This is a genomic window from Cryptosporangium minutisporangium, assembly GCF_039536245.1.
In the GTDB taxonomy this organism is placed as follows: Bacteria; Actinomycetota; Actinomycetes; order Mycobacteriales; family Cryptosporangiaceae; genus Cryptosporangium; species Cryptosporangium minutisporangium.
This window is the reverse complement of the sequence record NZ_BAAAYN010000017.1, coordinates 495,283-521,470: the sequence shown is the minus strand read 5'-3', so window position 1 is coordinate 521,470 and position 26,188 is coordinate 495,283. Positions and strand designations below refer to the sequence as shown.

Here is a 26,188-nt window from a genome sequence, read left to right as displayed (position 1 = left end):
GCATGGCAGGCTCGGTGTGTGAGCAGCACCGAACCGCCTCGGTCCACGCCGCCGACCGGCGACGTTCCGCAGAATTGGTCCATTGGTACGGGGGCGTCCCAGGACGCTCCCGCCCCCGATGGCGTCGACTCCTTGCCCGGTACGGTGGTCGACGCCCCGGGGGCGGGAGCCCTATCCGGACATCAGCGCACGGTCGACTGGGTCGAGCATCCCGATCACCCGGCCGTGGAACTGATCGACCAGACCGCGTTGCCGGACGTCGAGCGATTGCTCCGCCTGGAGACGGTCGAGGCCGTCGTTGACGCGATCCAGCGGCTGGCCGTCCGCGGCGCACCGGCGATCGGCGTCGCCGGGGGTTTGGGCGTGGCGTTGGCCGTCCGGACCGTGCCGGACCCAGCCGACCTGGACGCAGCGATTCTGGCGCTGCGGAACGCGCGCCCGACCGCGGTGAACCTGGCGCGGGCCGTCGACCGGGTCGCCGGAGTCGTGGCGGCAGGCGCCGATGCTGCCCTGGCCGAGGCGTTGGCGATTCGCGACGAGGAGATCGCCAGCAGCGACTCGATGGCTGCTTACGGCATCGACTTGATCGGCGCGCTGTGCGGTCCGGCGCCGCGTCTGCTGACCCACTGCAACACCGGTGGTCTCGCGACGGTTACCGGCGGCACCGCGCTGGGCGTGGTCTTCGCGCTGCACCGGGCCGGGCGGCTCGGTGGCGTGGTGGCGAGTGAGACCCGTCCCCTGCTGCAGGGCGCCCGGTTGACGACGTGGGAGCTGGCGCGGGCCGGCGTCCCGTTCCGGCTCGCGGTCGACGGTGCCGGTCCCTACCTGATCGCCCGCGGGGAGATCGACGCGGTGATCATCGGCGCTGACCGGATCTGCGCCAACGGTGACGTCGTCAACAAGATCGGCAGCTACGCGCACGCGCTCGGCGCGGCCCGAGCCGGAGTCCCGTTCGTGGTGGTGGCGCCGGAGTCCACGGTGGACCCGGCGACGGCCACCGGCGCGGACGTCGAGATCGAGGACCGGTCCGACGCCGAGGTCGTCGGATTCGGCGCGGTCCGCTCGGCTCCCGCGGGGGTCGTCACCGCCAACCCGGCTTTCGACGTGACACCGGCGGACCTGGTCACCGCCGTGGTGACCGACCGACGGGTGGTACGGTTCGCGGCCGGCGAGACCTGGGACGACGTTCCGCTCGGCCCGCTACGGAGCCTGTTGTGATCCAGCTCTTGACCCCGGCCGGTGAACGTCGGGAGGACGACCGGTTCCCGCTCGGCGTCACGCCGGACGAGCTGCGGGGCATTTACCGGGAGATGGTCGCCACCCGCCGGGTGGACGCCGAGGCGACCGCGCTGCAACGGCAGGGTGAGCTCGGCCTCTGGGCGCCGAGCCTCGGCCAGGAGGCGGCGCAGGTGGCCTCGGTGCGGGCTTTCGCGGCCGGCGACATGCTGTTCCCGTCCTACCGGGAGCACGGGGTGGCGCTGGCCCGCGGGGTGCAGCCGGCCGAGCTGCTGGCGGTGTTCCGCGGCGCCTCGCACGGCGGCTGGAACCCGTTCGCGCGTCGTCTCAACACGTACACGATCGTGCTGGCGGCCCAGCTGCTGCACGCGGTCGGTTACGCGATGGGCGTCCAGCGGGACGGCGCCGAGGAGGTCGTCGGCGTCTACTTCGGTGACGGCTCGACCAGTCAGGGCGACGCGAGCGAGGCGATGAACTGGGCCGGGGTGGTCGATGCCCCGGTCGTCTTCTGCTGCCAGAACAACCAGTACGCGATCTCGGTGCCGGTCGCGCGGCAGTCGCCGGTGCCGCTGTACCGGCGGGCCGACGGCTTCGGGTTCCCCGGCATCCGCGTCGACGGCAACGACGTGCTGGCGGTCCTCGCGGTGACGCGCTGGGCGGTCGAGCGGGCCCGAGCCGGCGAAGGGCCGACGCTCATCGAGTCGTTCACGTATCGGATGGGGCCGCACACCACGTCGGATGATCCACGTCGCTACCGCGACGCGGAAGAGGTCGAGCGGTGGCGCACGCTCGACCCGATCGAGCGGCTACAGCGCTACCTCGACGCGGAACGGCTCGCCGACGAATCGTTCTACGCGCAGGCCGAGGCGGACGCCACCGAGTTGGCCGCCGCCGTCCGCGAGGCCTGCCTGAGCCTGGAGCCGTCCGGAAGCTTCCCGGTGTTCGCGCGCTGATCGTCCCGCTGTCCACGTGATGCGGGCCGGGTTACGTGGACGGGTGGACCTTCTGCGGGGGGACGACCGCGGTGGCGGTGTCGGCGTGCAGTTCGGTGAGCCAGCCGCCGGCGCGGCCGAGGGCGAGCAGGGCGTCGCGGGTCAGGCGGATCTCGGCTTTTTCGCCCTGCGGTGGCCACTCGACCCGGATTGCCCGCGCGGTATCGAGCCATCCGGTGAGCGCGCTGATCGGATCGGCGGTGGTCAGCAGGTCCCGTGCTCCGGCCAGCCGCTCGACGAGGGAGTCCAGCTCGGTGATCAGAGCAGCCGCGTTACCACCGCACATCGCCGCGGTGAGCGCCGCCCGCGTCGCGGCGACCCGGGTGGCGTCCCGGAACGAACCGGCGGCGAGACCCAGTGCGGCCGGTCCGAGCGGCTCGGCGGCCGCTCCCGTCGTGAGCGCCGCTGCCACCAAGTGCGGAAGGTGGCTGATCCGGGCCACCGCGGCATCGTGCTCGGCCGCGCTGAGCGGCGTCACCCGACCGCCGACGCCGAGCGCCCACCCGGCGACGGCCAGCCAGTCGTCCAGCGCGGTCTCGTCGTCCAGACAGAGCGCCCAAACGCAGCCGTCCAGCAGCCCGGCCTCCGCGACGTCGAATCCGGATGCCTCCTTGCCCGCCATCGGATGCCCGCCGACCCAGCGGGCGTCCGGGAGCTCGGCCGCGACGATCGCTCGCACCGGCTCCTTCACCGACGTGACGTCCGTGAGCAGGCCGCGGTAACCGACGTCGCGTAGGGCGGCGGCCACGATCGAGACGGCCGGGAGTGGTACCGCCAGCACCACGAGGTCGGCCCCGTCCACCGCGGACGCCAGATCCGGCGCCACCGCGGACGCACCGAGCCGCTCGGCGACCGCCGCCCGAGTCCGTGGATCGGCGTCGTAACCCACGGCGGTCGGCGCCCGGTCATCGCTCGCCACCGGGCTGACCTGGGCAGCAGTGAGCCGGAGCAGCAGCGAGCCACCGATCAGGCCGAGTCCCAGAACGGCCACCCGAGAGATCCCCACAACGGACAGCAAACCAGGGCGGGTGTGGGGGTGGTGTCGCGGGGACGGATGGCTCGCGCAATACGTGGGTGTCTCTTGGCCAAGTCGACTTGCAGTGATCTGTCGTAATCAGCGAGGGTCAGGGTCGGAAAAGCCGGGAGGAATGGGCATGAAGAGAGCAAAAGGTCGGCGGGGTGGGCGGCGCCCGACCGTGTCCGGTCCCGGCGGACGAGTCACCCCTGCGGCATCGTCCTCGGGCAAGGCGCCGGCCGCTCCGGAAACCCAGCCGACGGCGGCGTCCGCTTCCGTTTCGGCGACCGCACCGGCGTCTTCGTCGGCGACGGGTGCCGAGCCCCGGCCGACCGCGCCCGAGCAGCCAGCTGCTTGCGAGCGTGCGGTGATGACCGAGCGCGCGGCGGTGACCGATCGGGACTCCGGCGGGCGGCGACTGCTCTGGGGCGTCGACGCGGACGCGGTCGCGACGCTCTGCAGCATGCGGCTCGAAGTGTCCGCGACCCTGCTGCGTCGTCCCGCCGACTCGGCGGCAGGTCGCTTCACCGGGCACGACGCGGTCGCGGACGCGTCGCTGGTCCACCGCCTCACCGCGATCACTCCGGAAGTCAGTCTGGAGCTGCCCGGGGACCGCGTCGGTGACCCCGCCGAGTTGGTGGCGCACGCGGCGGATGCGGGGATCCGGATCGGCACCGTGCTGCCGGACGTCTCGGCCCGGCGCGGCCGCCCGCTACCGCTCTGCCACCCGGATACCGAGCTGGCCGGTCGCGCGCTGGTCGCGCTGCGCCGGGCGGCCGGTGTCGCGGTCGACGTCCGTGCCCGGCGGCTTCTCCTGCGGCTGCGGAACAACGCGCCCTATCCGGGACGGGACGAGGCGAAGCGCCGGATCGACCAGTTGGCCGACGTCCTCGCCGGACTGCGCAGGCAACTCCCGGCAGACGTGAGCCTCGTCGTCGATTACGCGGTGGACGACCCGTATCCGGTGCGCCGGAGCCGTCCGGACTGGCAGACCGCGCTGTCGTTGGCCGCGGCCGCCGGGCCCGGCACGAAGGTGCTGCTCGACCCCGCCCCGCTGCTCGACGAAGACCCCGAACTGAGCATCACGACGTTGCGGGCCGCCGACCGGCTGGCCGGCGTCCTGCTGGGACGCGGCGTCCGGATCGACCGTCCGTTCGCCCTGTTCCTCGCGATGATCGACGCCGCGGAAGGCGGTGTGCTGGTTCGTGGGCGGCGCTGTCCGGTGCCGTTCGTCGTCGCGCTCGCCCCCGAGGAGGAGCCGGGCATCGAGGCGACGCTGCGCACTGTCTCGGCGGTACAGGAGGCCGCGGCGAAGGCCATGCTGCTCGACCGGGCGGCGTGGCGGGCGGCGCAAGCGGCGGACGATCCGCACGCCGCGATCGACGTTCTGCTGGCCGCGTACGAGACCGAGGCGACGCCGCTGCTCACCGCCGTGCGAGCGGCGCTCGGTGTGCCGGCCGACCCACTCGCGACCTATCGGGAGCTCTGTCGGGACACGCACCGGGCGGTCGAGCGGCAGCGGTCGCTACTGCGGGCGGCGTTGCGCCTGGGCGACGCGGGGTCGGCGGCGGGGTCAGTCGGTCGGGTCGACTCCGGGTCGGCGGCCGGTCGAGTCGTCATGGCCGGTGCTGCCGGGGTCCCCGGTGCTCCCGGCGTCCCCAGTACCGGCGGTGCTGTCCGCTGGCCCCGTGGTGCCAGCGGCCTCCGCGGGGTCGGGTGACTCCTCGGATGCGGTGGTCACCTCCGGGACGGATACCGGCCTGCTGAGCCCGGCCAGAACGTCACCGGTGGTGGCGGCACCGTCGATGAGGGGATCTGCGGCCGAGACTTCGGTCACCGGCTCGTCGTCGACGGGCACGATGCGGGCGGTAGGCGTCGTCGTGGATGCCACCGACTCCGGCGTGCTCGTCCGGGCCGGAGGCGTATCGACCGGCGCCGCCGCGGCTTCGGAGACGACGTCCGCTGCGGGAAAGTCCGCTGGAGTGACGTCCGTTGCGGGAACGCCCGCTGGGGTGGCGTCCGAAACGCCGTGGTTCAGCTCAACCACGACGTTGCCGCTGATCTGCACCTGGAGCACCGACGGGGCGCCGGCCTCGCCGGCTGTCAGCGGCTCGCCGGCCACGGCCGGCAGGTCGGCGCCGGGAGCGGACGGCGGAGCAGCGCTGAGCACCGCTCGGATGAACTCGTCGACCTCGGCGCCGGCCAAGCGGAACGTCGCCCGGCACTCGCCTTGCCGCCAGATGCTCAGCACGACAGTGGCTGCCCCACGATGGCCACTCACTCGCAACGACCGGCCTTCACCACGGGGGTCGAGAAACACGTCGCCCCGGTGTGGCAGCGGTAACACCTCGCCCATTGCTCCAGGATGCCGAACGTGTCCAGTCTTGACCAGACTGGGTCGCACGGAACGACGTAGTAACCACACGAGCGGTGACCGCTCGGCCACGGAGTCAGGCCGTGTTAGGAAGGTTCAGGGCGCCCACGGCGGTCTGCTGGCCTTCGAAACACGGCCTAAGCTCAATTCATGACGATGCCCGGCCCTGCGAACGCCCCTTCGCACGGCAACCCGGCAACCCGGCCGTGGGATGCGACGCCCGGTGCGGCGTGGGACCCCGCGCCGCACCGGCCACCCCCTGGATACGTGCCAGAGGCCGCGCAGCCGCCGGCGCCGCGCCGCCCTCGGTACCGGGAGAGCGGCGCGGTGCGCTGGTGGGGCGTGCTGATCGGGGTCTGCGTCTCGCTGGTCTACTTCGTGCTCGTCGGCCTGGTGTCCTGGAGCACGACGTCGTTCGTCGGCCTGTCCCTGGTCGCGGTCCTGCTCGCCGGGGCGGCCGGAGCGGTGCTGCTCACCCGCGGCGACCGCGGCATGGGCGTCGGAGTCGCCGCCGTGACCGGCGCCGCCCTCTCCGTCACCATGCTCGTTCTGAGCTGGAGCGTCTTCGACCTGGACCAGCTCTTCATCTAAGCGAGCGCCCGCAGGCGCGCTCATGGCTCTGACCTGGAGCCCGCTGAGGACGAGCCTGGCAGTCGAGCGCGAGGCCGCCTCGACCTAGCTGTGGTCNGGCCCCGCCCACCGAGGCTGTCAGGCTCGGTGGGTCAGCGGGCCGCCGACTCAGTCTTGTCGGAGCCCCATAGGGTGTGAAACGCCCCCTCGCTGTCGACGCGGCGGTAGGTGTGCGCGCCGAAGTTGTCGCGGAGGCCCTGGATCAGCGCGGCGGGCAGCCGGCCCCGCCGCAGCCCGTCGAAGTACGCCAGCGACGAGGAGAACGCCGGCGTCGGGACGCCTGCCCGTGCTGAATCGGCGACCACCCGGCGCCAGCTCTCGACGCCGTCCGAGACAGCCTTGACGAAGTAGGGCGAGGCCAGCAGCGTCGGCAGCTCCGGGTCGTCGTCGTAGGCCTCTCGGATGCGGTCGAGGAACCGGGCGCGGATGATGCACCCGCCGCGCCAGATCGTGGCCGTGGCGCCCCGGTCGACGTTCCAGCCGTACTCCTCGCTACCGGCCTTGATCATGTCGAAGCCCTGCGCGTAGGCGACGACTTTCGAGGCGTAGAGCGCCTTGCGGACGTCCTCGATGAAGCCTTCCCGGTCGTCGGCGGCCCAGGCCAGTTCGTTCGTCACCGGGAACACCGCCCGAGCGGCCTCGCGCTGCTCGGCGTGGCCGGACAGCGAGCGCGCGAACGTGGCCTCGGCGATGCCGGTGATCGGGACGCCGAGGTCGAGCGCGCTCTGCACGGTCCAACGGCCGGTGCCCTTCTGCTCGGCCTGGTCCAGGACGACGTCGACGAACGGCCGGCCGGTCCGACCGTCGACGTGTGCGAGCACGTCGGCGGTGATCTCGATCAGGAACGACTCGAGGCTGCCCCGGTTCCACTCGCGGAAGATGTCGGCGATCTGGCCCGGGGTGGCGTCGAGGCCGGATCGCAGCAGGTCGTAGGCCTCGGCGATCAGCTGCATGTCGGCGTACTCGATGCCGTTGTGCACCATCTTGACGAAGTGGCCGGCGCCGTCCGGGCCGACGTGAATGCAGCACGGCACGCCGTCGACCTGCGCCGCGATCGACTCGAAGATCGGTCCGAGCTTCTGGTACGACTCCGCCGAGCCACCGGGCATGATGCTCGGGCCGCGCAGCGCGCCCTCTTCGCCCCCGGACACGCCGGTGCCGACGAAGTGCAGCCCGTGCTCGCGGAGCGTCTCCTCCCGGCGCCTGGTGTCGAGGAAGTGGGCATTTCCGCAGTCCACGACGATGTCGCCCGGCTCCAGCAAGGGGATCAGCTCGTCGATCACCGCGTCGGTCGGTTGACCGGCCTTGACCATCACGATCACCGCGCGGGGACGCTTCAGCGAGGTCACGAAGTCGGCCATCGACTCACTGGCGACGAACGTGCCCTCGTAGCCGTGGTCGCTGACCAGAGCGCGCGTCTTCTCCGGCGATCGGTTGTGGATCGCTACGGCGTGTCCGTGCCTCGCGAGGTTGCGGGCCAGGTTCCGACCCATCACGGCCAGGCCGGTTACGCCGATGTCTGCCGTCGCTGTCGAAGTCATCTCGTCACCTCGTGGTAGTGCCCGGTCCGCCCCGGTTACCGGTGGCGTCGGGGGTGGGCTCGGTGTGGACTACGTAACAGGTCTACTCCGCGTTCAGGCGTTCGGAAGGCGAGTGTGGATCTGACTACTCTTGGTAACCGGAGGTTGCGAACATAAGAATCGCCCTGGACGTAACAGGATGTTGCGCCCGCGGTTCTTGCATGAACGCCAGATTCTTGGGCATGGTCGAAGGCATGAGCGGCCAGGACATCGAGCGACTCGATCCAGAGCGGCGGCGTCGACGCATCCAGCTACTCGCCGAGCTCGCGGAAGCTCGAGCCTTGCGGAACCGCGTGGCCCCGCGCCGCGCCCGCCACGAGCGTCAGCGTGATTTCATCACCAATCGTCGCCGAATGGCGTGAGAATCCCCACCTGACGTTTCTTCCTCTCCGGGCCCGGGGCTGGCGCCCGGAAGGATCCGGCCCGATCCTGATGAGCGGACGTTTGGATCGTCCTCGTCGGGAGGAGGCCCGTGTCGTACTTCGCTGCTGCCCTGGTCCGTCCGCGCCGAGGGTGGGTCGCCGCTGAACTCGATCTGGACGAGATCCAGGACGTGGAAGCCGCCGTGGACCTGCTGCGTGAGGTGGAGCCGGAAGCCGACCCGGCGCTGTTGTTCGTCGAGGCCGACGACGAGTTCCTGGTCGTCGTCCGCCTGGACGGAGCCGAGACACGCGTCTTCGGCTCGGATGCTTCGTTCGGTGACGAGTCCCGGGTGGGCGCCGCTCTGCTGGCCGACCTCGAGGAGGTCGACGTTCCGGACGATGACGACGCGGACGATCCCGAGCTGATGGGCCGGCCGGTCGGGGACGTCGATCTGCTGGCGGACCTCGGGGTTTCCGCCCGGGACCTGCTGGCGCTCTGCGCGCACGAGGGAATGCTGCCTTCGGACGTCATGCTGGAGGTTTCCCGCAAAATCGGGAGCGCGGACGCCCTGATCGAGCTGCGGGGCGAATGAAACCTCAGCGCCTGGTCGTGTCCTCGCCCGATCGGGACGCGATGAGCACCGCCCTCTCGGTCGCCGAGGGTGCGCTCGCCACTGGCGACGTGCCCGTCGGCGCGATCGTGCTGGACGCCGCCGGCACCGAGCTGGCGCGCGCCTGCAACGAGCGGGAAGCCTCCGGGGACCCGACCGCGCACGCGGAGGTGCTGGCGCTGCGTCGGGCGGCTACGGCGCTGGGAACGTGGCGGCTGGCCGGGTGCACGCTCGTGGTGACGCTGGAGCCCTGCACGATGTGCGCGGGGGCGCTGGTGCTGGCCCGGGTCGATCGGGTCGTGTTCGGCGCCTGGGACGCCAAGGCGGGGGCCGCAGGGTCGCTCTGGGACGTCGTTCGTGACCGGCGGCTCAACCACCGTCCCGAGGTGGTCGGCGGGGTGCTCGAACCGGATTGTGCGGCGCTGCTGGACCGCTTCTTCGCCCTCCGCCGCTGACCGCATCCGCTACGGCCGGACGCGATTCGGACCGCCGCGCGGGATCCGGTATCGTCTTCGGCGGTGGCGTGTCCGAGCGGCCGAAGGAGCACGCCTCGAAAGCGTGTGAGGGGGCAACTCCTCCGTGGGTTCAAATCCCACCGCCACCGCCACGAACACCCGGGCCGGACCTGCAGAGGTCCGGCCCGTTGTCGTTCCTGACCTGCTCAGCGGATCGCCGGCCTTGAATGTTCAATGCTGAATGTGAATTTACGGCCGTGCTGTCTGGGAATCCTATTAGTCCTAAAGTGACGGTGGGTTATTCGGGCTCTATCCTGCATTCGGTTGAGGCCTCTGGCCGAAAGTCCCAACCATCGGCTCGACCCATAACTCACCCACGAGCTACCGCGTTCCCTTGGACGTGGTTGCGAACTCACCCAGTCTTTCCGAACAGAGCCGACGCGCAGGTCCGGTCACCACCTCTGACAATTCGGACGGATTGTTCGATACGACGGCTATTCTGCGCCCGGTTCCACTCACCTACCGGGGCAAAGCCAGATCGAAGAGACCCCCGGACGCGGCACCGCACGGGCGGGTGACGATCCTCGTACCCGCGCACAACGAAGCGGACGGGATTTACGTCACCGTTCAGGGCCTACTGTCCCAGTCACAACGACCGGACCAGGTCATTGTCGTCGCGGACAACTGCACGGACGACACCGCCGAAATCGCCAGGACCGCCGGCGCTACCGTTATGGAGAGCGTCGGTAACCGGCACAAAAAGGCAGGAGCGCTGAATCAGGCTCTCGCCAGGCTGTTGCCCGATACGGCTCCCGACGACCTCATCATGGTGGTCGACGCCGATAGCGTTTTGGATTTCGACTTCCTCCGCAACGCCACGGCATGGCTCATGTCGGATCCGTCCCTCGGAGCCATCGGCGGACTCTTCCGCGGCGGTCCCGGTGGCGGCTTCGTCGGTCACCTGCAGCGCAACGAGTACGAGCGCTACCGCCGTGACGTGCACAGACTCCGCGGCAAGTGCCTGGTGGTCACCGGCACCGCCGCCCTCTTCCGCGCGTCCACCCTTCTATCGGTCTCCCGGGCCCGCCTCGCCGGGGTGCTTCCGGCGGGCAACGGGATCGGTGGTGTCTACGACACCTCCGTGCTGACTGAGGACAACGAGCTGACGTTCGCGCTGAAGACCCTCGGTTACGGGGTGCTGAGCCCGAGCGACTGCACGTTGACCACCGAGGTGATGACGTCCTGGGGGGACCTGTGGCGGCAACGCGAGCGGTGGAAGCGAGGTGCGGTCGAGAACTGCATCCAGTACGGCTTCACCCGCGTTACATGGCGCTACTGGGGACGCCAGTTCGTGACGATGCTCGGCGTCCTGATCACGTTCGCCTACCTCGGGTCGATCGTCTTCTCACTCGCTTTTTACGGGGGATTGCACGTCAAATTGTTCTGGCTCGGCGTCACCGGGATCTTCATGATCGAGCGGGTGGTGACCGTGCGCTACCGGGGTTGGCGACAAATGCTGATCTCGGCGTCGATGTACGAACTGGTACTCGACTATTTTCTGCAATTCGTCCACGCCAAGGCGTACGCAATGAGTCTGCTGCGCCGTGAACGGAAATGGTGAATGCATGTATCACAAAATGGCTTTGGCTCCGGCGGCTTTCGTGACCAGCGGATCGTTTGCTCTGGACGGCGCAGGCCGCCTGTTCTACCTGTCCCTCGCAGCGTTCGCGCTCGTGGCGATGGGATCGGCGATCATGCGGATCATCCCCAGGCTCGGTGGACATCGACGGATGCCGGGACGGTCGTCGTCGCTGCACCGCTTCGGCGGAAGTGCGGGGACTTCCTCGGCGCCCGCTTGGCGCGCCCCGGCCTCTTCCGGCTAGGCGTCGCCCCTGCTGGACCGAAGTGGCACGGTTTCGGGAGGTGGGGACCGGAGGCTGGCAACAGGATCGGGACGTCGGAACCGATGCGGTGTTGTCAGCCTTCAGAGATGAACGGGGGAAGGCTGGCAACGCCGCGCCGATGCAGGATGACCGCGACTCCCGCCTACGCACCTGTTATGTCGGAACAAGGATGAACGGCGCAGAATAGACCTGGTAAACGGGCATCCGGGCGTTTATTGCGGTATCCCTGTGGGCTAGTCCCGACTGGGCCAGGATCGGTGGAGTTGTCAGCAGTCGACCCTCGCTGATCACGGAGGCACTCATGGGACGACGCCCAGCACTGGCCGTCGCCGGGATCGCCTTAGCCGGGCTGATCTCGCCGGCGCTGGTGTCACCGGCCGCAGCGGCGCCACAAGCCCCGCCTGCGGTCGGAGCGCAGCCCGCGGTGGCTGCACCGAGTCCGATCACTTGGACGGCGTGCGGAACCGAGAACTACCCCACGCTTCAATGCGGCAAGGTCTCTGTGCCGCTCGACTACAAGAACCCGAGCGGCCAGAAGATCAGCCTCGCGGTCTCCCGCGTACCGCACACCGCGGCCACCTCGCAGGGTGCGCTGCTGGTCAATCCGGGTGGGCCGGGTGGCTCCGGGCTCACGCTGGCCGGCTTCGTCGCGAGCAACCTGCCGCCGGCGGTCGCCGCGCAGTACGACGTCATCGGGTTCGATCCGCGCGGAGTCGGTAGCAGCGAGCCCGCGCTCAACTGTCTGCCGGGCTACTTCGACCCGGTGCGCCCCGACTCGGTGCCGAAGACGAGGGCCGACATGGAGGCCAACCTCAAGCGGGCGAAATCCTTCGCCGACGCTTGCGGCGCGAAGTACAACGGCCTGCTGAAGTACATCGACACGCTCAGCTCGGCCAAGGACATGGACTCGATCCGGCTGGCACTGGGCGAGAAGACGATCAACTTCTTCGGGTACTCGTACGGCACCTACCTCGGCGCCGTCTACGCGAAGCTGTTCCCGAGGAGCGTCCGTCGGATGGTGCTGGACAGCGTCGTCGACCCGACCGGCGTCTGGTACGACAACAACCTCGATCAGGACTACGCGTTCGACGCGCGGCACAAGGCGTTCGCGGCGTGGGTCGCCAAGTACGACGCGACCTACCACCTCGGCACCACCCAGGACGCCGTACTGAAGCAGTGGTATGCGACCCGAGCGGCGCTGAAGGCGAAGCCGGCCGGTGGCGTCGTCGGACCGTCGGAGTTCGAGGACACCTATATCCCCGGTGGCTACTTCAACGGCTACTGGCCTTACCTCGCCGACGCGCTGGCCGCCTACGTGAACGAGAAGGACGAGCAGGCGCTGGTGGACGTCTACGAGGCGTTCGCGGCGATCGACGAGAGCGGCGAGAACGGCTACAGCGTCTACGCGGCGGTGCAGTGCCGGGACGCTCACTGGCCGCGGAACTGGTCGACGTGGGTCGAGGACAACTGGCGGGTGTACCGCAAGGCGCCGTTCATGACGTGGAACAACGCCTGGTACAACGCGCCGTGCGCGTTCTGGCCGGTGAAGAGCCTGTCGCCGATCGACGTGTCGAACTCGAAGGTCGAGTCGGTGCTCATCTTCCAGGCCACGGACGACGCGGCGACGCCGTACCCGGGTGCCGAGGTCATGCGGCGAAAGCTCAAGAACTCGCGCCTGGTGGTCGAGGCCGAGGGTGGCAACCACGGCATCACGCTGAGCGGCAACGCCTGTCTCGACAAGTACCTGGCCGACTACCTGGCGACCGGGGCGCGGCCGGACGGTCCGGGTCTCGTCGACGCGACCTGCGCCGCGCTGCCGGACCCCGAGCCGCTGGCGCCGACGGCGGAAGCCGGTACCACGGCCAAGTCCGCTGCCAAGGCGGGGCGCGGCACCGTGCATGAATATGTTTCTGCACGGCCGATTGAGTAGATAGCAGAGTTTCGGGCATCCCTGGGCACGGACGACAAAGCGGTCGTCCGTGCTCAGGAGGTCTCGGACCATGATTTCTCACGTAAACTGCGTGATTCTCTATGTTCGGAACCAGCAGCGGTCGCTCGAGTTCTACGTCGACGCGCTGGGGTGGGAACTGCGCACGGACGCACTGACGTCCGACGGAACACGCTGGATCGACGTCGCGCCGCGTGGTGCCCGCACCCGCGTCGCGCTGATCGAGCCGCAGGACGGCTACGTGTTCCCGCCGACGGCCGCCGCACCGTGCACCCTGACGACGCACGACGCCCAAGCGACGTTCCACGACCTCAAGGGCCGCGGAGTCGAGGTGACCGAGCCGGTGGTCGAGTCGTGGGCCACCTACCTCACGCTCACCGACCCCGACGGCTATATCTACGTCGTCGGCGAGAACCACGACTGACCCTCGGGCGTTGCGCGCTCGTCGCCTCTATGGGGGACAGGAACGTGCAACGCGTCAGCGGGCGCGGCGATCCGGTAGCCGGAGGACGTGGTCGCGGATGTCGCCGCCGACTCCGGTCGACAGGGTCTTGCCCGCGGCGTGCAGTTCGCGCACCGCGGCCCGGATCTGCGCGGTGTCGGCCGTGCCGAACAGCCCGTCCAGGACCTCGCGGGGGCGGTCGGAGATGCGGAACTCGCCGACCCGGCGTCGGGTCTCCAGCAGGTTGCGCTTCAGGCTCTCGACGACCGCCCGCTCCTCGTGACGCTCCGCGCCGACCGCGAGCCGTTCGGCGCTCTGCAGGCCTTCGACGGCGAGCTGTGCCTGCGGCGTCTTCTCGGCGCCGGCCTGGCGTAACGTCCGGCGCCAGCCGCGCCGCGCCCGGGCCACGGCGTCGGCGAACGCCCACGCTCCGTGTGATTGTCGGGTGATCAGGATCAGCCAGAACACCGGCTCGTCGTTCGGGTTGACCCGCACCGCCGCCGGCCATGCCCGCCCCGGCAGCGCCGCCTCCAGCCGCCGCAGGTAACCCCGGACCACCGCACCGGCGCCACCGGAGTGGTACTCGGTGCGCCACTCCGCTCCGACCGCGTGGTCGAGCTTCTCCAGCGCGGCCTCCGACCGGCGTTCACCGATCAGCTTGGCGGCGGTGCGTCGGATCGAGTCCGCCCGGATGAACGCGATGACGTCGCTGCTCGGCCAGCGACCGGCCCGAGGCCCGGTGAGCAGAGTGGTCAGGTCGGCGAGCGGAAGGCTCCCCGAGGCGACGTCGAGAATCAGCAGAAGGGCCGCCTGCTCCGCCTCGACGAGCAGTTCGGGCAGCGCATCGACGACGGTGCCGCGTCGCGCGTCCGCTCCGGCCGCGGTGAGTGGCCGTAATGCGGCGGGGTTCTCGTCGAAGTGGACAACCTTCGCTTCAGCACCCTCAACGGAGACGTCCCGGACGGCGGACGCGAAGGTCCCCGCTGGTGCGGTGATCACTACCGGGGGGTTCGTCACCCGGCCTTTGGTCGCGGTCCGCAGCCACGAGCCGAGGTAGGTGGTGAGGAACTGCTGCACCAGCAACATCGACGACTGCCGGGATGCGACGAGCGGTGCCGACCGAGCCACGTCTCTACTTTCCCACGCGCCCCGGCTCTCAGTCGTGCATGTAGCGAACGGGGGTCCTCGAAGTCGGCCGAACGGACAGAGCTTAGACGAGAGACAACCGCCACGCGGCACGACCTTGACGCTTTGCCGATCGGGCCTGCAATCTCTATCGAGCAGCTGGGATTGACCGTACAGACGAACTTTACGAGGAGACGCCCGTGATCACGCGCCGCCAACTGTTGGCAGGCTCCGCCTCGCTCGGCCTGCTGGGTGCGCTCGCGGCGTGTGGGGGCGACGAGGAGGACAGCGGAACCGACGGCGTCGCGAGCACGCTTCGGCTCGGCTACTTCCCGAACCTGACCCATGCCACGGCGCTCGTCGGCATCAACGGTGGGCTGTTCACGAAGGCTCTCGGTAGCCAGACGAAACTGGAGACCCAGCACTTCAACGCGGGTCCCGCCGCCGTCGAGCAGATCTTTGCCGAGGGTCTCGACGCCACCTACATCGGTCCGAACCCGACGGTGAACGCCTTCGTCAAGAGCAAGGGCGAGATCATCCGGGTCATCGCCGGGTCGGCGTCCGGCGGCGTCGCGTTCGTGGTGAAGAAGGGCATCACCAAGGACACGCTCAAGGGCAAGCGGATCGGTACGCCGCAGCTCGGCAACACCCAGGACGTCGCGCTGCGCTACTGGCTCAAGGAGCAGGGCCTCACCGCCACCAAGGAGGGCGGCGGCGACGTCAAGATCCAGCCGCAGGAGAACGCCCAGATCCTGGAGAAGTTCATCGCCGGCCAGCTCGATGGCGCCTGGGTCCCCGAGCCGTGGGTGAGCCGCCTGGTCGCCGCCGGCGCTGAGGTCCTCGTCGACGAGCGGGATCTCTGGCCGAACAAGCGATTCGTCATCACGAACCTGATCGTCCGCACCGAGTTCCTCGAGAAGTACCCGAAGACGGTCAAGTCCCTGCTCGAGGGACACGTCGCGGCGAACGACTCGATCACGAGCGACCCGGCGTCGGCGCAGAAGGCGGTCTCCGAGCAGATCGGCAAGCTGACCGGCAAGCCACTCAAGCTGGACATCATCACGAAGGCGTGGCCGAAGCTCGAGTTCCTCAACGACCCGATCGCGACCTCGCTCACCGCGGGCGCCAAGCACGCCGAGGAGATCGGGCTGCTGGACAAGGTCGACCTGAACGGGCTCTACGACCTCAAGCCGCTCAACGAGGTGTTGAAGGCGAAGGGAGAAACCGCGGTGGCCCAGCCATGACAGTCGCAGCCGGTACCGCCACTGCCGTCAGCCTCCAGGGCGTCTCCAAGCGCTACCCGGGTGGCACGGTCGCGCTCGACGGTGTCGACCTGACCGTGCGGCCGGGCGAGTTCGTCTGCCTCGTCGGGGCGTCGGGCTGCGGCAAGAGCACGCTGCTCAACCTGGTCGCCGGGCTCGACGCGGCGACCGCGGGGTCGATCGACGTGGCGGGCGGCCGAGCTGCGTTCATGTTCCAGGAGCCCGCGCTCTTCCCCTGGCTCAAGGTCGGCCAGAACGTCGAGGTGCCGCTGAAGCTGCGCGGCGTGGCGAAGGCCGAACGGCGGGAGCGTGCGCGCGAACTCCTGCACACGGTCCGGCTCACGGACGTCGTCGACAAGCGTCCGCACGAACTGTCCGGCGGTATGCGCCAGCGTGTCGCGCTGGCGCGGACGCTCGCGCAGGACGCCTCCGTCCTGCTGATGGACGAACCGTTCGCCGCCCTGGACGCGATGACACGCGACGCGTTGCACGACGAGCTGGAGCGCGTGTGGTCCGAACGGAACCTCACCGTCCTGTTCGTGACGCACAACGTCCGCGAAGCCGTCCGGCTCGGCGACCGGATCGTCCTGCTCGCCAGCCGGCCCGGCCGGGTGATCGAGGAGTTCCACGTCGACCAGCCTCGGCCGCGGCGGTTGGAATCCCCCGACGTCGCCGCGCTCGCCGGCCGGGTGACCGAGCGGCTGAAGGAAGAGGTGCGGCGCCATGTCAGCTGACGTATCGACGGAGGGCGGCGGCGACGGGGCGGTCAGCACCGCGGACGCCGGCTGGAAAGCCAACGGCAGCCCTGACTGGAAAACCGAGCGGGAGCTGGCCGGGCTCGACGCGCTGGAGTTGGCGCCGGAGCGGCGCGATCTCGGGCGCAGGCTCTGGCGGAGCACGTGGCCGAAGGTGCTCGCGATCGTCATCTCGATCGCGGTCTGGCAGATCGTGGTGGAGACCGGCTGGCGGTCGCGCACCATCTTGGCGCCGCCCAGCGAGGTCATTCCGAGCCTGTGGGAGATGTTGACCACCGGCTCTTTCTGGAGTGCGGTGGGCACGACCATGCGTCGGGCGATCATCGGGTTCGCGGTCGCGGTGGCGATCGGACTGGTGATCGGCTTCGCGGTAGCCCGGTTCGCCGTGCTGCGTGCCGCGGTGGGTTCGCTGATCACCGGTCTGCAGACGATGCCGTCGATCGCCTGGTTCCCGCTCGCGGTCGTGCTGTTCCAGGGCGGCGAGTCGGCGATCTTCTTCGTGATCGTCCTCGGGGCCGCGCCCTCGGTCGCGAACGGCGTGCTGGCCGGCGTCGACTTCGTTCCCCCGCTGCTCGTGCGGGCGGGGCGCAACATGGGCGCCAGCGGTCTGGGCCTCTACCGGACGGTCATCGGTCCGGCGTCGCTACCGGCGATCCTCGCCGGGCTCAAGCAGGGCTGGGCGTTCTCCTGGCGCAGCCTAATGGCCGGCGAACTCATCGTGACGATGGGCGAGTCCGGTTCCCTGGGTGGGCTGCTGATCTTCACCCGCGAACTCTCCGAGTACGACCAGATGCTGGGCGTCATGCTCGTCATTCTGGTGATCGGCATCCTGGCCGACGCGGTGTTCGGGTGGGCCAACAACTCGCTGCGGCGTCGCTGGGGCCTGGCCGCCGACCACGAAGCCTGACGCGCCGGTCGATCGGGGGCAGTCAACCCGATCGTTCCGGCAATTCCGATGCATTCGGTCGGGGGTGAGTGTGACCTGGGTGCGTTGGACCGGCATTATAGAAGCGTGCAGATATCGGCTCGGGCGGAATACGCGGTGCGAGCGCTCCTGGCGCTCGCAGCGAACGACCCCACGACCTCCACTGCCCAGGCGCTCGCGGACGAACAGGGGCTGCCGCGGAAGTTCCTCGAGGCGATCCTCTCCGACCTACGCCGCGGTGGGCTGGTGCGGAGCCAGCGCGGCGCCGAGGGCGGGTACCGGTTGGCGCGGCCGGCCGACTCCATCGCCATCGGGGAAGTACTGCGTGTCGTCGACGGACCGTTGGCCGGCGTCCGAGGTGAGCGTCCGGAGGCGGCGGTCTACGCCGGTGCTGCCCAGAACCTGCGGACCGTGTGGGTGGCGGTGCGGGCTGCGGTCCGCAACGTCCTCGACGAGGTGACGTTGGCGGACGTGCTGTCCGGCAACTTCCCCGCGCACGTCAGCGAGATGGTCGCGGCGCCAGGAGCCTGGACACCGCGCTGAGCGACTGCGGTCAGCCGCGCAGCGGTTCGGCGGCGGCGAACGAGCCGGCGGTCTCGAGCGGAAGCGGACGCTCGAGCGAACCCTGCTCTTCCCACTCGATCCGAGCGGCGAGCTCCAGGTAGCGGTCGACGTCGTAAGCGCTGTCGATCGAGTTGCCGTACATGGTGGCCTCCGCTGGCTCGTGTCCGTCGTCGTCTGCATCACACTTAACGGCGGGCGAGGTGTCGTGCCCGGTTCAGCCGAGGTGCAGCCCGGTAGCAGACGTCTGAGCCGTTCCCCGTCCCGGTGCGAACACTGGGTGAGTGCGCCCGACGAACCGCGCCGAAACGTGAACACCGCACTCTGAAGGGGGCCAACGGGCCGCGCCCCCCACCGCGGTCCGTTGGCGCTCCCGCTGAGTCGCGGCGCGGAGTGAGCGCGTGCCTCTCCCTTGCGGGTAAGAACTCGCAATAGCGCACAACGTCGCAGTTCTCGCACGGGAGTTCCCATCGCGGTGAAACACGTCCGTGAATGCGATTACTAGTGCGGGATTGCTAAATCCGGGCATGTCTAGATTGCTACTTTTGTACGCTTCCTCCTTATTAGGGGTCATCTTGAGGAGGCGGGTAATGAAGAAGATCATTGCGATTGGGGCCATATCCATCGGGTTGGTGGGCGTCGCGGGACCAGCCGAGGCCGATCGGCCACCCACGACCAGCGGAACATTCGTGTTGCCCGGTACCACCAGCGCGGGCGCCAACGGCTATTGCCCGTTCGACGTGCGCATCGATTTCACGAGTCGTCAGCGGGTTCGCGAGACCACCGAACCTGACGGCACGAAGGTGACCAAAGCGACCGGAAATGCGACGGCGACGGTAACGAACGTGTCGACCGGTAAGACGCTGCGATACAACATCAGTGGTCCGGGAACGACGACGACTCACCCGGACGGTGCCTTCGAGGGGGACCTCACCGGAGCGAATCTGCTCTCCACGACCGTCGCGAACAGCTATTCGGGAGTGCCGCAGCTCGCCTATACCACCGGCCGCGTGCGCTTCTCGGTGGCTGCGTCCGGGCTGACGACGAGTTACCAACTCAATGGCCGCTCCACCGACGTGTGCGCGGCGCTCAGCTGAGTAGTTGCGGGCCACGGCCCCGAGGCGAGCCTTCCTCGCCGGGCGGCGCTGCACCATTACGTCAGCGCCGCACGGCTGAGGGGCGCGGGGCCGGCCGCCGGAGCCTCGTGCAGCCGAGCGCGCCGCAACCCGCCGATCGCCACGACGACCCCGGCGAGCACCAGCAGCGGGATCACCCCGATCACGTCCCGGGTGACCTGACTCAGGCCCCCGTTCTCACCGAGCAGCATCTCGCCGCCCACCCCGGTGACCATGTTGGAGCAGCCGTGCGCCAGCGACGTCACCCAGACACTGCCCGACTTCACGAACAGCCACGCCAGCACGATCCCCATCGAGATCGTGTGCAGCGACCAGGAGCCGAGCCCGACGGCGAGGTTGTCGTACTCGATGTAGCCGGAGAACGCGAGCGGCCAGTGCCAGACCGCCCAGATCGCCCCGGTGCCGAGGATCGCCACCGCGGGCCGCTCGGACAACCGCTGCTGCAGGTAGCTGCGCCAGCCGAACTCCTCACCCCAGAAGATCGGCGGCACGATCAACGCGACGAAGACGAGCGGCAGCACGTCGAGGAGCCCGGTCGGCCGGTAGTCGGTGAACACCGTCGCGAGCACGACGAGGCTCGCGAGCACCCCGATCGGAGTGACCCAGGCCAGCAGATACCACCGCCACGCGGCCCGGAAGCGGGGCCCCAGCCCGGCGTCGGCGAAGCCCTCGCGCGTGATCCACCCGCGGACGATCACGGCCGCGATGGCGGGGGTGAATCCCATCGGCAACTGGTAGAGCGGGTTGTCCAGCGATAGGTCGAGCTGGATCGCGAGGAGGATGTAACCCCAGAAGAAGCCGAACGTCAGCAGGAGGAACGACCAGAGGCCGCGTGAGTTCCGAGACATGCTCGAAGCACATCAGCGGGCCGAACGAAGGTCACTACGCGTAGCTCCCGTCCCGGGGTGGAGCTAGTGCTAGTCGGCGGCTACTCGTCCTCAAGTCCGGCATCCTGCTGGGTCCGACCGCGAAGGTGCACGCCGAGCTCTCCCGACACGGCCTGGCCGCGCTGAGCCCGCCGATCCCGTAGGGCACGAGCTGAACGACGTAGGCCCGGTCATCCGTGGACCGGGTCTTCGTTTACCTGGTTAGCCAGGCTGGCGGAGGATACGAGATTCGAACTCGTGAGGGGTTGCCCCCAACACGCTTTCCAACCCGGCGCTTGGCTGTTCGCTGCGTTCGGCATTGTCCGCGGTGCTGGTCGAGCAGGGGTGCACGGAGGCCGCCGAACGAGACCACAACTGAGACCAGGCCGATCCTTCGCCTGGGGGTTCGCCAAGTCCAAGCGGGAGTTGGCGAAGTCTTGGAGTTGAGGGCTGGTTTGCCCAGGCTGGGTGGATGGGGCTGGTTCTTCAGATCGCGGCGCGGTGCTGCTCCTGCTCGGGGATCCCGACCGGGCCGTGATGGGCCTCATGGGGTGCCGATGGCGGCCCGCGACCAGCACCTCACGGCCAAGGTCCGGCACGACATCGCCAGCAGGTCGGGGCCTGATCTGGCAGGCCGACGAGGTGGCCGAGAAAGCCAACTGAGACCACAACTGAGACCACAGGCCCTGTAGAGACGACGAAGGCCCGGTACCCATCCGTGGGTCCGGGCCTTCGTTTTGCCTGGCCAACCAGGCTGGCGGAGGATACGAGATTCGAACTCGTGAGGGGTTGCCCCCAACACGCTTTCCAAGCGTGCGCCCTAGGCCTCTAGGCGAATCCTCCGCCGAACAGGTTACCGGACGCGCGAGCCTCGCTCGTACGCCGGTCACCGTCGAGCGGCGCACGGGTGCCGCACAGCCCATTCCGTGACCGCGCTTGCCCGGGCGCGCCACCATCGCATCCGACACTCCTGCTGGCGCAGTTCAAGCCGGTCGCGACGCCGACCCCCGGTCTCCGTCCGTGCTGACTCGATGACACGATGGCGCCAGTGGGGCGGGGTGGTGGTCCGGGCACGACCCGGCAGGTGCAGGAGGATCCGTGGCGAGGGGCCAGAGAAGGCGGCAGAGCGGACCGGGCCGGTGGGTGCTGGTAGGTGTCGCGGTGGTCGCGGCCATCGCGGCGGCCGCCACTGTTCTCGTCCTGCAGAACCGCGGCAGTGACGAGGGCGTCGCCGAGTCCAGCACCGCGAACACCGAACTGTCCACGGTCTACGCCCCCTACGTGTACATGACGCTGGCGGACCGTCCCACGCTCACCCAGATCGCGGAGAAGACCGGCGCGAACGCCCTGCACCTGGCCTTCGCGATCACCAAGGGCGACACCTGCTCGCTGACCTGGGACGGCACCACCGCCCTCGACACGTACAAGAACGAGATCACCGCAGCCACTGACAAGGGCATCGAGGTGATCGTCTCCAGCGGCGGCGCCGCCGGTGGTGAGGTCGCCGAGGCCTGCCAGACCGCTGAGGCCACCCAGGAACAGCTGCAGAAGCTGATCGACCTCGGCGTCCGCTACCTGGACTTCGACGTGGAGGGCGAGGAGCGGGTGGTCAACGCCACCGCCAACACCGCCCGCGCCCAGGCGATCGCCGCGCTCCAGGAGAAGTACGCCGACCTGAAGGTGTCGTTCACGCTCGCGGCTGCTCCACCGACCGCGGCCGACAAGGCGGCGGGGGCCGCCAGCACGGCGCCGTGGGTGGCGGCCGTCGACGCCGGCGTCGCGATCGACCGGATCAACCTGATGACGATGAACTTCGGCGGCGACATCGCGTCCCAGGACATGGGTGCGGCGGCCACAGCGGCCGCGACCGGCCTGCACGCCCAGATCCAGAGCATCCAGGGCGTGGAGGCCGCCGAGGCCTGGGGCATGGTCGGGATCACGCCGATGATCGGCGTGAACGACGTCACCGCCGAGACGTTCTCGCTGGAGAACGCGGAGACCATCGCGGACTTCGTCACCACGAACGGCGTCGGCATGCTCAGCTACTGGTCGGTCGGGCGGGACACGCAGTGCGGAGCGGACGTGACCGAGCAGCCGGTCCCCACCTGCAGCGGTGTGGAGCAGTCCGACTATGCGTTCGCGTCGGCGTTCAAGACCGTCCTGCGGTGAGGCCCCGCCCCGAGTTCCCGGCCGGCTCCGGGTAGACTTGATCCCAGCCCCTCGTGCGGCGCGTAACCTGTGAACCTCCCCAGGGCCGGAAGGCAGCAAGGATAAGCGGGCTCTGGCGGGTGCACGGGGGGTCCTTCTTTTGCCCGAACCCCGCGCCTCAGGGGTGCTGCTGGCGGATGAGCGTGGGAGGCTTGCCGGCGTGGCCAACCGCGCTCTTTACCGGAAGTACCGGCCTCGTACGTTCGCCGAGGTCATCGGTCAGGAACACGTCACCGCACCGCTCATCCAGGCGCTGAAGAACGGCAAGCTCAACCACGCCTACCTGTTCTCCGGCCCGCGCGGTTGCGGCAAGACCTCCAGTGCTCGGATCCTCGCCCGGTCGCTGAACTGCGTGAACGGTCCGACGCCCGACCCCTGCGGGGTCTGCGGCTCCTGTGTGGCGCTGGCGCCGGACGGCCCGGGCTCGCTCGACGTCGTCGAGATCGACGCGGCCAGCCACGGCGGTGTGGACGACGCCCGCGACCTGCGGGAGCGAGCCTTCTTCGCGCCGGTCAACAGCCGCTTCAAGGTGTACGTCATCGACGAGGCGCACATGGTCTCGTCGCAGGGCTTCAACGCGCTGCTGAAGCTGGTCGAGGAGCCGCCGGACTTCGTCAAGTTCGTGTTCGCGACCACCGAGCCGGACAAGGTGCTGCAGACGATTCGGTCGCGCACCCACCACTACCCGTTCCGGTTGATCCCGCCGAGCACGATGGTCGGCCTGCTCGACCGGATCTGCACCGACGAGGACGTGACGATCGAGAAGAGCGTCCTGCCGCTCGTCGTCCGGGCCGGTGGCGGATCGGCGCGTGACTCCCTCTCGATCCTCGACCAGCTCCTGGCCGGTGCCGGCGAGGGCGGCGTCACGTACCAGCACGCGGTGGCGCTGCTCGGCGTCACCGACGCGGGCTTGCTCGACGAGGCTTGTTCGGCGCTCGCCGCCGACGACGGTGCCGCGCTCTACGGCGTCGTCGACCGGGTCGTGGACGCGGGGCACGACCCCCGCCGGTTCGCGTCCGACCTGCTCGAGCGGCTCCGTGACCTGGTCATCCTGGCCACCGTGCCGGATGCGGCCGGTAAAGGGCTGGTCGACGCGCCCGCCGACCAGCTGGAGCGGATGACGCTCGTCGCCAACCAGCTCGGCGTCGCAACCGCGTCCCGGATGGCCGACGTGGTGCACAACGGCCTGGTGGAGATGCGCGGGACGACGTCGCCCCGGCTGCTGCTCGAACTGGTCTGCGCGCGGATGCTGCTGCCCGCGGCCGACGACAGCCAGGCCGCGCTGCTGCAGCGGCTGGAGCGCCTGGAACGACGTCTCGCGATCGCGGGCGAGGGTGGGATGCCTGCTCCCGTGCCGACCCCGGTTCCGCCGCAGGGTCGGACGTCCGGCGAGTCGGCACCGCAGGCCCGCGCGCCGGAGCAGGCGGCTCCGGTCGCCGAGCCACCCCGCCCGACGCCACCGCCGGTGACGCCGCCCCGCCCGGCGGCCGCGGAAAAGCCCCCGCCCCGCCCGGCGGCCGCGGAAAAGCCCCCGCCCCGCCCGGCGGCCGCGGAAGGCACCGCACCCGCGGAGAGCACCGCGCCGCGGCCGGCGGCCGCAGAGAGCACGCCGTCGCGTCCGGCCGTTGCGGAGAGCACACCGCCGCCCCCGGTGGTCCCCGTGCAGACGCCGGCCCCGGTGTCCCGACCGGCGCCCGTACCGGCAGCCGCCCCGGCGAGCCCCGCCCCGGTGGCGGCCGGTGGCATGGACGCCGCTGCGGTGCGCCAGGTGTGGCCGCAGATCGTCGACCAGACCAAGCAGCGCAGCCGGATGGTGTGGGCGCTGGTGCAGAACGCCACCCCCCGTGAGGTGCGCGGCGACGAGCTCGTGCTCTCCGTCAAGCACCAGGGTGAGGTGCGTCGACTCTCCGACGACAAGTGCGTCTCGGTGATCCAAGAAGTGCTGCAGACCGTGCTCGGCGTCCGGTGGAAGATCCGCGCCGAGGCGGATGGCGGCCCGGGCGGTGGACGCGGCGGGAGCGGGCGGCGCGGGCCGGCACCGCCGTCGGCACCGGCTCCGATCCCGCCCATGCCGACCGCCGCGTCGGTGTCCGCCGCGGCGTCCGGGGGCGGTGGTGACTGGCCGACGATCGCTCCGCTGGGCGGCCAGGCTTCCCCGCCGGTTCCCGCGCCTTCCACCGCGCCGACGAGTCCGGCGCAGAACAGCGCCGCGGCGGCGGCTCCGGTCAGCACCGCCCCGGTGAGCCCGGCCCCGGCCGGACCTGCCGCTTCCGGCTACGGCGCAGCGTCTGCCGGGTCGTCGCAGTCGAACGGCCACCGGTCGAGCGGTGCTCCGGCCATGGTCGAGGACGACGACGTCCCGCTGCCGCCCGAGCCGACCGATCCGATGTACGACGGGTTCGACCCGGGCGACGAACCGCTGGACGACGAGGACGAGGCGTCGACCGCGAAGGCCACCGACTCCGAGGCGGACGCAATCGCCCTGCTCGAACAACACCTCGGCGCGCGCCAGATCGACTGACGCCGCGCCGCCCGTGCGCCGACGCGGCGCGCGGACAGTAGGCTGGGTTCCTGCCATTCGTCCGCCGAAGGGGGAGTTCGTCGTGCAACCCGGTGGTCAGCTCGACATGCAGGCGATTCTCGCCCAGGCGCAGCAGATGCAGCAGCACCTCATGGAAGCTCAGGCCCAGCTGGCCGAGAGCGAGTTCACCGGCGCCGCCGGCGGCGGACTGGTGACCGCGACGGTGTCCGGTACCGGCGAGCTGACCGGCCTGACGATCCAGCCCGCGGCGGTCGACCCGGAAGACACCGAGACGCTCGCCGACCTGATCGTCGCGGCCGTGCGCGCCGCCAACGCCGAGGCGCAGCAAGCCGCCGCCGACACGATGGGGCCGCTGGCGGGCGGGTTGCCCGGTCTACCCGGCCTAGGGATGTAGGAGTCCGTGTACGAAGGCGCCGTTCAGGATCTGATCGACGAGCTGGGCCGGCTGCCCGGCGTCGGCCCGAAGAGCGCCCAGAGGATCGCGTTCCACATCCTCAACGCCGACCCGGCGGACGTGAAGCGGCTCGCCGACGTGCTCGGGAGGGTGAAGGTCGAGGTCCGGTTCTGCCGGATCTGCTTCAACATCGCCGAGTCCGACGAGTGCCGGGTCTGCCGGGACGCCCGCCGGGGTGACGACGTGATTTGCGTGGTCGAGGAGCCCAAGGACGTCGTCGCGGTCGAGCGCACCCGGGAGTTCCGGGGCAAGTACCACGTGCTCGGCGGGGCGATCAATCCGCTCGAGGGCGTGGGGCCGGACCAGCTGCGGATCCGCGAGCTGATGACCCGGCTGCAGTCCGGCCTGATCAAGGAGCTGATCCTGGCCACCGACCCGAACACCGAGGGCGAAGCGACGGCGACGTACCTCGCGCTGCTGGTGAAGCCGATGGGACTGCGGGTCACGCGGCTGGCGAGCGGGCTGCCGGTCGGCGGCGACCTGGAGTACGCCGACGAGGTCACGCTCGGCCGAGCCTTCTCCGGCCGCCGCTCCCTAGATATCTGACGTCCTCGCACCGCGTACCGAGTCGTTACCGCTGCGACGGATGAGAACCGGCTCGCGGCCTGGGTCCCGTTTCCGGTGGATTTCCCACCTGCGTAATTACGGTTGACGCGCCGCTGAAAAGGTCCCGCGTTGCCAATACGTGACATTACGAGGCAGGCACGAAGGGCCTGCCTGGCCACTTTCGGCGGTAGCGTCCCCGCACGTCAAAGGATGTAGAGGGTGGACCGGCCGACCCCGGCCGCCAACTCCCGTCCATGGA

At 69.8% G+C, this 26,188-nt stretch carries 24 protein-coding genes, 2 tRNA genes and 1 other RNA gene; 21 read left to right on the top strand and 6 right to left on the bottom strand.

The features are described from left to right. Positions 1-144: 144 nt before the first annotated feature. Positions 145-1,218: an S-methyl-5-thioribose-1-phosphate isomerase gene (gene mtnA, locus ABEB28_RS14195; protein WP_345728649.1), complete on the top strand. Its 1,074-nt coding sequence runs from the start codon at positions 145-147 to the stop codon at positions 1,216-1,218. Then, on the top strand, positions 1,215-2,189 hold the full coding sequence (locus ABEB28_RS14190; protein ID WP_376981780.1) for a thiamine pyrophosphate-dependent dehydrogenase E1 component subunit alpha: 975 nt from the start codon (positions 1,215-1,217) through the stop codon (positions 2,187-2,189). The genes mtnA and ABEB28_RS14190 overlap by 4 nt, the downstream gene beginning before the upstream one ends. A gap of 31 nt (positions 2,190-2,220) precedes the next feature. Here ABEB28_RS14190 and ABEB28_RS14185 read toward each other — a convergent pair whose 3' ends face one another. Further along, positions 2,221-3,219: a prephenate dehydrogenase gene (locus tag ABEB28_RS14185; protein WP_345728516.1), complete on the bottom strand. Its 999-nt coding sequence runs from the start codon at positions 3,217-3,219 to the stop codon at positions 2,221-2,223. Positions 3,220-3,613: 394 nt separating this feature from the next. Between ABEB28_RS14185 and ABEB28_RS14180 the strand changes: the two genes are divergently transcribed. Together ABEB28_RS14180 and ABEB28_RS14175 are read left to right on the top strand one after the other, a co-directional pair. Next, positions 3,614-4,963, top strand: a complete 1,350-nt coding sequence (locus ABEB28_RS14180) for a hypothetical protein (protein ID WP_345728515.1) — start codon at positions 3,614-3,616, stop codon at positions 4,961-4,963. 804 nt (positions 4,964-5,767) lie between these two features. After that, positions 5,768-6,208: a hypothetical protein gene (locus ABEB28_RS14175; protein ID WP_345728514.1), complete on the top strand. Its 441-nt coding sequence runs from the start codon at positions 5,768-5,770 to the stop codon at positions 6,206-6,208. Positions 6,209-6,339: 131 nt separating this feature from the next. Here ABEB28_RS14175 and gndA read toward each other — a convergent pair whose 3' ends face one another. Next, on the bottom strand, positions 6,340-7,788 hold the full coding sequence (gndA, locus tag ABEB28_RS14170) for an NADP-dependent phosphogluconate dehydrogenase (RefSeq protein WP_345728513.1): 1,449 nt from the start codon (positions 7,786-7,788) through the stop codon (positions 6,340-6,342). A 221-nt stretch (positions 7,789-8,009) separates the two neighbouring features. Between gndA and ABEB28_RS14165 the strand changes: the two genes are divergently transcribed. The 7 genes from ABEB28_RS14165 (at position 8,010) to ABEB28_RS14135 (ending at position 13,531) form a co-directional block, all read left to right on the top strand. Further along, complete coding sequence (locus tag ABEB28_RS14165; RefSeq protein ID WP_345728512.1) at positions 8,010-8,189, top strand: hypothetical protein; 180 nt, start codon at positions 8,010-8,012, stop codon at positions 8,187-8,189. A 110-nt stretch (positions 8,190-8,299) separates the two neighbouring features. Further along, a complete protein-coding gene (locus tag ABEB28_RS14160; RefSeq protein ID WP_345728511.1) occupies positions 8,300-8,782 on the top strand; it encodes a tRNA adenosine deaminase-associated protein in 483 nt (160 codons plus the stop codon). Further along, positions 8,779-9,255, top strand: coding sequence for a tRNA adenosine(34) deaminase TadA (gene tadA, locus ABEB28_RS14155; RefSeq protein WP_345728510.1), 477 nt, complete (start codon positions 8,779-8,781; stop codon positions 9,253-9,255). Before ABEB28_RS14160 ends, tadA begins: the two co-directional genes overlap by 4 nt. A gap of 62 nt (positions 9,256-9,317) precedes the next feature. Then, positions 9,318-9,407 (top strand) — tRNA-Ser (locus ABEB28_RS14150). Between the two features lie 248 nt (positions 9,408-9,655). Next, positions 9,656-10,876, top strand: coding sequence for a glycosyltransferase family 2 protein (locus ABEB28_RS14145; protein ID WP_345728648.1), 1,221 nt, complete (start codon positions 9,656-9,658; stop codon positions 10,874-10,876). 584 nt (positions 10,877-11,460) lie between these two features. Next, positions 11,461-13,089, top strand: coding sequence for an alpha/beta hydrolase (locus tag ABEB28_RS14140; RefSeq protein ID WP_345728509.1), 1,629 nt, complete (start codon positions 11,461-11,463; stop codon positions 13,087-13,089). Positions 13,090-13,180: 91 nt separating this feature from the next. After that, a complete protein-coding gene (locus tag ABEB28_RS14135) occupies positions 13,181-13,531 on the top strand; it encodes a VOC family protein (RefSeq protein ID WP_345728508.1) in 351 nt (116 codons plus the stop codon). 54 nt (positions 13,532-13,585) lie between these two features. On the opposite strand, the gene ABEB28_RS14130 is transcribed toward ABEB28_RS14135, so the two are convergent. After that, positions 13,586-14,677, bottom strand: coding sequence for a hypothetical protein (locus tag ABEB28_RS14130; RefSeq protein WP_345728507.1), 1,092 nt, complete (start codon positions 14,675-14,677; stop codon positions 13,586-13,588). A 197-nt stretch (positions 14,678-14,874) separates the two neighbouring features. On the opposite strand from ABEB28_RS14130, the gene ABEB28_RS14125 reads away from it, so the two are divergent. The 4 genes from ABEB28_RS14125 (at position 14,875) to ABEB28_RS14110 (ending at position 18,159) form a co-directional block, all read left to right on the top strand. Then, positions 14,875-15,918 carry an ABC transporter substrate-binding protein gene (locus tag ABEB28_RS14125; RefSeq protein WP_345728506.1) on the top strand — a complete coding sequence of 348 codons (1,044 nt, stop codon included), beginning with the start codon at positions 14,875-14,877 and terminating at the stop codon, positions 15,916-15,918. After that, positions 15,915-16,670, top strand: a complete 756-nt coding sequence (locus ABEB28_RS14120) for an ABC transporter ATP-binding protein (RefSeq protein ID WP_345728505.1) — start codon at positions 15,915-15,917, stop codon at positions 16,668-16,670. Before ABEB28_RS14125 ends, ABEB28_RS14120 begins: the two co-directional genes overlap by 4 nt. Beyond that, positions 16,660-17,598: an ABC transporter permease gene (locus ABEB28_RS14115; protein WP_345728504.1), complete on the top strand. Its 939-nt coding sequence runs from the start codon at positions 16,660-16,662 to the stop codon at positions 17,596-17,598. Before ABEB28_RS14120 ends, ABEB28_RS14115 begins: the two co-directional genes overlap by 11 nt. A gap of 105 nt (positions 17,599-17,703) precedes the next feature. Beyond that, positions 17,704-18,159, top strand: coding sequence for an RrF2 family transcriptional regulator (locus ABEB28_RS14110; RefSeq protein WP_345728503.1), 456 nt, complete (start codon positions 17,704-17,706; stop codon positions 18,157-18,159). 10 nt (positions 18,160-18,169) lie between these two features. Here the strand turns inward: ABEB28_RS14110 and ABEB28_RS14105 are convergent, their stop codons facing one another. Further along, positions 18,170-18,322, bottom strand: coding sequence for a hypothetical protein (locus tag ABEB28_RS14105; protein WP_345728502.1), 153 nt, complete (start codon positions 18,320-18,322; stop codon positions 18,170-18,172). 445 nt (positions 18,323-18,767) lie between these two features. On the opposite strand from ABEB28_RS14105, the gene ABEB28_RS14100 reads away from it, so the two are divergent. Further along, the gene (locus ABEB28_RS14100) at positions 18,768-19,274 is read left to right on the top strand and encodes a hypothetical protein (RefSeq protein WP_345728501.1); all 507 of its coding nucleotides are present in this window, start codon (positions 18,768-18,770) and stop codon (positions 19,272-19,274) included. Between the two features lie 56 nt (positions 19,275-19,330). Here the strand turns inward: ABEB28_RS14100 and ABEB28_RS14095 are convergent, their stop codons facing one another. Beyond that, positions 19,331-20,161: a CPBP family intramembrane glutamic endopeptidase gene (locus ABEB28_RS14095; RefSeq protein ID WP_345728500.1), complete on the bottom strand. Its 831-nt coding sequence runs from the start codon at positions 20,159-20,161 to the stop codon at positions 19,331-19,333. 773 nt (positions 20,162-20,934) lie between these two features. Next, positions 20,935-21,022, bottom strand: a tRNA-Ser gene (locus ABEB28_RS14090). Positions 21,023-21,277: 255 nt separating this feature from the next. Here ABEB28_RS14090 and ABEB28_RS14085 point away from each other — a divergent pair. The 5 genes from ABEB28_RS14085 to recR all read left to right on the top strand — a co-directional run bounded on the left by ABEB28_RS14085 (position 21,278) and on the right by recR (position 25,929). Further along, a complete protein-coding gene (locus ABEB28_RS14085; RefSeq protein ID WP_345728499.1) occupies positions 21,278-22,348 on the top strand; it encodes a chitinase in 1,071 nt (356 codons plus the stop codon). Positions 22,349-22,390: 42 nt separating this feature from the next. Beyond that, an RNA gene (gene ffs / locus ABEB28_RS14080) (signal recognition particle sRNA small type) lies at positions 22,391-22,487 on the top strand. A gap of 60 nt (positions 22,488-22,547) precedes the next feature. Next, complete coding sequence (locus ABEB28_RS14075; RefSeq protein WP_345728498.1) at positions 22,548-24,908, top strand: DNA polymerase III subunit gamma and tau; 2,361 nt, start codon at positions 22,548-22,550, stop codon at positions 24,906-24,908. An 82-nt stretch (positions 24,909-24,990) separates the two neighbouring features. Then, entirely contained in the window at positions 24,991-25,323 is a 333-nt protein-coding gene (locus ABEB28_RS14070; RefSeq protein ID WP_345728497.1) for a YbaB/EbfC family nucleoid-associated protein, read from the top strand. 6 nt (positions 25,324-25,329) lie between these two features. Then, positions 25,330-25,929 carry a recombination mediator RecR gene (recR, locus tag ABEB28_RS14065; RefSeq protein WP_345728496.1) on the top strand — a complete coding sequence of 200 codons (600 nt, stop codon included), beginning with the start codon at positions 25,330-25,332 and terminating at the stop codon, positions 25,927-25,929. Positions 25,930-26,188: the final 259 nt, after the last annotated feature.